A 5,079-nucleotide genomic window follows, 5' to 3' on the forward strand; every position below is an offset into this window, starting at 1 on the left:
ACAAGGAAGCTTAAGAAGATGGGCAGCATGGGAGGCAGGGTTTCAAAACCTGCATAGCGGAGCAAAAAACCGGTGATAAAGGTTCCAAAAAAGGTTGGAATAAATGAGAACAGGATAATTAACACCTTTTTACGGGTCATTTCATCTTGATGAAAAAGGCCCCGTATCAAAAGGACTAAAAAAGCGCCGAAGCCAAAGATGGTGTAGTTTGCCACATTGATCCAATGCCACGGCGAAGCCTCGTTATAGGCCGCATGCCATCCTAATGCGACCGGTGTTACCTCTTTCAGAACCGCCGTGGGATGGATAATCTGCGCAGCCGTAATCGCCAGCGCGGAGACTAAAACTAAAACATACCATGAACGAAAGGTACTGCCGGTAAGTAAAAGACAAAACAGCAAAAACAAGGGTGGAGCCACATACCAAATAAAGGAAAAGGATAAGAACCAGCGCCGCGCTTCTTCTGCCGACAAGGAACTAACAAAGAAAGCGTTCGCCATGGTACCTATGGCAAAGAGTAAACTAAGGCTGATAAAAAGAATATTGAGCGGTGTACGCCTGAACTTGCGATCATTCCGCCGGAAAAGATAGGCAAAAACACCAAGAAAGACATACAAGAAACAGGACATGACATTTAAAAAAAATATTAACCGCATGGAGTCTCCCGTACCTTTAGTATAGTAAATACAAACCTCATTGACGAGTAATTCGGCATGAAGTATGCTCTCTTTCCATGAAAGTCTGGATAAAACTACTTATCGGTTCCATCCTTGGTCTTATCCTGGGGCTTGTGGTCCCCCAGGACAATACAACTATTATGATGGCCATTGATTGGCTTGCCCAACTGGCACTCCAAATCGGCCGGTATACTTTGGTCCCCACATTAGGGTTTTCACTGGTGATCGCGATTTATGAACTGCGGCAGGACAAGCATATGTGGCCTGTCGTATTCCGTACAGTCTTTATTATCATTGGATCCTCCCTTTTTATTATTGGCTCAGGGATGCTGGTAACCCTGATGTTTCCTCCCGCCCGGATACCCATACTGATCGAAGGCCAAAAGGAAAGCATTTCCCTCGATATCGGACAGGGCATCCTGCAGCTCTTGCCTTCAAATATGCTTTCCGGGCTCGTAAGTGATGGAACCTATCTCCTGCCCGTATGGATTTTTGCCATTTTTCTTGGTGCGGGCTTTTCTTATGACCGGGTTTACACAAAACCAGTCATTAGTTTTGTAGATTCACTTTCACGTATTTTCTATTATATAGCAATTTTCTTTTCGGAAATTCTGGGCATTTTCATGATATGTTTAGGAGCCTTTTGGGCTGTCCGTTTCCAAGGAGCCCTTAAAGCTCAAGTGTTCCGTGACATTATCGTCTTGCTTGCAATCTACGGCTTTCTCCTCAGTTTTGTCATTTTACCCCTCTTTTTATATTTCCTTGGCGGCAAGCAGTCCAATCCCTGGAAACAACTGTACGGGGCTTTGGGGCCTGCCATTGCTGGGCTGTTTTCCGGAGATATCAATTTTACCCTCCCCCTCTTAGTACGGCATGCAAAGGAAAACCATGGAGTACAGCGACGGTCAAATGCGGTAAGCCTGGTCTTATTCAGCACCTTTGCCCGGGCGGGCAGCGCCATGGTGGCTGCCATGTCTATCATTGTGATCATTAAATCCTATTCCAGCCTGGGCATCAGCGCAGGAGACCTTTTTATCATTTTGCTTTTCTCCGCAATTATATCAGCCCTGCTGCCGCGGCATCCCGGAAACGGAGCCTATATAGCCCTGGCTGTTCTCTGCGGCTGGTATGGCAAGGGCTTTGAAGCAGGCTATCTTATCCTTAAACCCATAGCCTTTTACCTTGTTGCGATTGGGACCATGATCGATGCCATGGTTGCTTCTCTTGGAACCTATGCGGTCGGCTACTTAAGCGGTTTCCAGCAAGAAAAGGAAACAAGGCATTTTATTTAAGATTTATCCCTTCCTGCGGGGCTTTGCACGCCCCGCTGTCATAGACTTTTTTTTGCACCTTGGAGTACAATGCCCGAGCTATGGAACTAAACGCGGAATTTATAGAATCACTGCAGGTTAACGAAGTGGCGCTCATGAAGCGCATTGCAGAAGAAATGTCGATCAACCTGGGCCAGGTTTCAGCGGTCATCGGATTGTTTGCGGAGGGCTGTACGGTCCCCTTTATTGCCCGGTACCGTAAAGAAAAGACCGGGAGTCTGGACGAAGTCCAGGTCCGGGAAATTGATCACCGGTTTACCAGCGGTAAAAATCTGGAAGGCCGGCGGATCGAAATTATCAGGGGAATTTTTGAACAGGGTAAACTGACCGAAGCGCTCTACGAGAACATCACCAAAGCGGCGACCCTGACTGAGCTCGAAGACCTCTACGCACCCTTTAAGCGGAAAAAGAAAACCCGGGGCATGGTGGCCCAGGAGAAGGGCCTTGAACCCCTTGCCCAGGCCATGCAGGAACTGGACGCGGCAGCGCTCCGCAAGGCCGCCGAAGCCTATGTCCGCGAAGACACTGAACATCCAGAACTTTCCGTCCCCTCTGTGGATGAAGCCCTCCAGGGGGCCATGGACATTATCGCCGAACAGGTTGCCCAGGACCCGGACAACCGCAGCGATATCAAGAAATTCTACCTTGCCGACGGCCGCATCATGGTGAAAGGCATCGGAGACGAGGAAAAGAAAAAAACCAGCACCTACCAGATGTACTGGGACTATACGGAGCAGCTTTCTCAGATTAAACCCCACCGGGTCTTGGCCATTAACCGGGGCGAACGGGAAGGAGAACTGGAAGTTACCATCGATGTGGACGAAAATGCCGCTACAGAACTGCTCCAGAGAAAATACACCATACACAACGACTATCACAAAACCGCCATCGAAGATGGCCTTAAGCGGCTCCTCTCGCCGGCGGTTATCCGGGAATTGCGGGGCGACCAGAGCGAAGCCGCCGACGACCACGGCATTTCGGTGTTCAGCCAGAACCTGAAAAACCTGCTCATGCAGCAGCCCATAAAGGGCACCCGGGTGCTCGGCATTGACCCGGGCATCCGTACCGGCACCAAGTGCGCCGCCCTGGACGAAACAGGAAAATACCTGGGAAGTTTTGTCATCTATCAACATCACCCTGAAGAAGCTAAACGGTCCCTCCTTGAGGGAATTAAAAACTATAACGTGCAGCTCATCGCCGTGGGCAACGGTACAGGCAGCCACGAAGTGCAGGAATTGGTCGCCCAGGTCATCAGTGAAAATAGCCTTGAGGTCCTTTATACGGTGGTCGATGAAGACGGCGCTTCGGTGTACTCGGCCAGCGACATTGCCCGGGAAGAATTCCCCGACCTGGACCTTACGATCCGGGGAGCCATTTCTATCGGCCGGCGCCTCCAGGATCCACTGGCGGAACTAGTCAAAATCGATCCCAAATCTATCGGGGTGGGGCTCTACCAGCACGACGTAAACCAGAAAAAGCTTTCCGAAACCCTGGACGAAGTTGTCCAGTCGGTGGTCAACAACGTAGGGGTTAACCTTAATACCGCCAGCGTGTCCCTCCTTAAATATGTGTCGGGCATCAACGGCTCACTGGCAAAAAAGCTTGTTAAATACCGGGAAGAAAAGGGGAAAATTACAAGCCGCAAGGAGTTGATGGACGTCCCCGGCATGGGGCCCAAAAGTTTTGAACAGTGTGCGGGCTTCCTTAAAATCCCGGAGAGTCCCGATCCCCTGGATAACACCTGGGTACATCCAGAAAACTACGAAATCGCCCGGGAAATGTATGAGCTCCTTAAAACCAAGGGGAGCCTCTCCGCCGAGGACACTAAGGCGCTGAAAGACAAATATTCGGTAGGCGACACGACCATTCGGGATTTGGTTGATGAACTTAAGAAGCCCAACCGGGACCCCCGGGAGGGTTATCCGAAGCCGGTCATGCAGAAGGGGGTAGTCACCTTCGAGGACCTCCATGAAGGGATGATGATCACCGGCAAGGTAAAAAACGTGGTCGACTTCGGCGCTTTCGTGGATGTAGGTATTAAGGAAACTGCCCTGCTCCATATTTCCGAAATGAGCGACCGCTATATTCAGTATCCCATGGAAGTCCTTAAGGTAGGTGATGTGCGGGAATTCCGTATCATCGGCCTTGACCTGGACCGGCGGCGCATCAGTCTATCATTAAAAACCCAGGGTAGCACAGGTACCAGCGCCGGTGCAGGCATCCACACAAGCCGGCCCAAGCACGATGGCGAAGAACGCCCGGGTAGCCGGAAAGTGGTGGTAGTTAAAAAAAGCGCCGATAAGCCGAGCCAAGCTCAAACAGCTAGACCCCATAGCGCTCCGGGGCAAACAGCTCAGCAACATGAACGCCCCTCTAGCGGGCAGCGCCCCCGAGGGGATCAACGGTCGAGCAGCAGCCCAACGATCCGTGCGGATCGGGATGATGACGGCACCATGTACAATCCCTTTGCGGAAGCCCTGCGGAAAATGCAGGAAAAGAGCGGAAAGAAATAGATGGATGACCTTTTGTCCCGGGGGCTCGATGAACTCCTTGCCCAGGACCGGAGCCTTATGTCCGTACTGGGTTCCGCCGCGGAGGTCCGGCGCAGCCTCCAGGAAAAGCTGGAGGCCTATATCCGGGAAATCGAGCTCTTTAACCCCGCCTATGGACTTGTGGGAACCGAAAGCCACGAAGAGCTCGTAATTAAGCACATACTGGACTCTTTAGCGCCCCTGGGCCACATCCAGAGGGCCCTGCCGGCAGCCATTTCGGCACCAGGCCCTGCCATCGCCGACGCCGGGACCGGAGCGGGCCTTCCAGGGCTGCCCCTGGCCTGCGCCCTCCCCGCCTGTCAGTTCACCCTTATCGAACGCATGGGCCGGCGCATTGGCTTTTTACAGAACACCCTGGCAATTCTCGGCTTACAGAACGTCCGCCTTGAACAGGCGGACATCGAAAAAGCCCGCTCCGGTCCCTTTGATCTCATCACATTTCGGGCCTTCCGCCCCCTGGAGCCGCCCATGCTTAAAGCTCTTACCAAGCTCCTTACCCCAGACGGTGTCCTAGCGGCT

General features: G+C 52.0%; 4 protein-coding genes. 3 read left to right on the forward strand and 1 reads right to left on the reverse strand.

Translation table 11 applies throughout. The annotated features are described in order from the left end of the window. Positions 1 to 656 (reverse strand): histidine kinase N-terminal 7TM domain-containing protein (locus Q7P68_RS13855; protein WP_304226660.1); only part of this gene is annotated, 656 nt, incomplete at its 3' end. 77 nt (positions 657 to 733) lie between these two features. Here Q7P68_RS13855 and Q7P68_RS13860 point away from each other — a divergent pair. From Q7P68_RS13860 to Q7P68_RS13870, 3 genes are all read left to right on the forward strand, one after another. Continuing rightward, positions 734 to 1,969, forward strand: a complete 1,236-nt coding sequence (locus Q7P68_RS13860) for a dicarboxylate/amino acid:cation symporter (protein WP_304226662.1) — start codon at positions 734 to 736, stop codon at positions 1,967 to 1,969. Positions 1,970 to 2,049: 80 nt separating this feature from the next. Then, positions 2,050 to 4,521: a helix-hairpin-helix domain-containing protein gene (locus Q7P68_RS13865; RefSeq protein WP_304226664.1), complete on the forward strand. Its 2,472-nt coding sequence runs from the start codon at positions 2,050 to 2,052 to the stop codon at positions 4,519 to 4,521. Further along, positions 4,522 to 5,079: 16S rRNA (guanine(527)-N(7))-methyltransferase RsmG (locus Q7P68_RS13870; protein ID WP_304226666.1), on the forward strand; the 558-nt coding region annotated here is incomplete at its 3' end.

The sequence above is a fragment of the Gracilinema caldarium genome (genome assembly GCF_029265695.1).
GTDB classification, from domain to species: domain Bacteria; phylum Spirochaetota; class Spirochaetia; order Treponematales; family Breznakiellaceae; genus Gracilinema; species Gracilinema caldarium_A.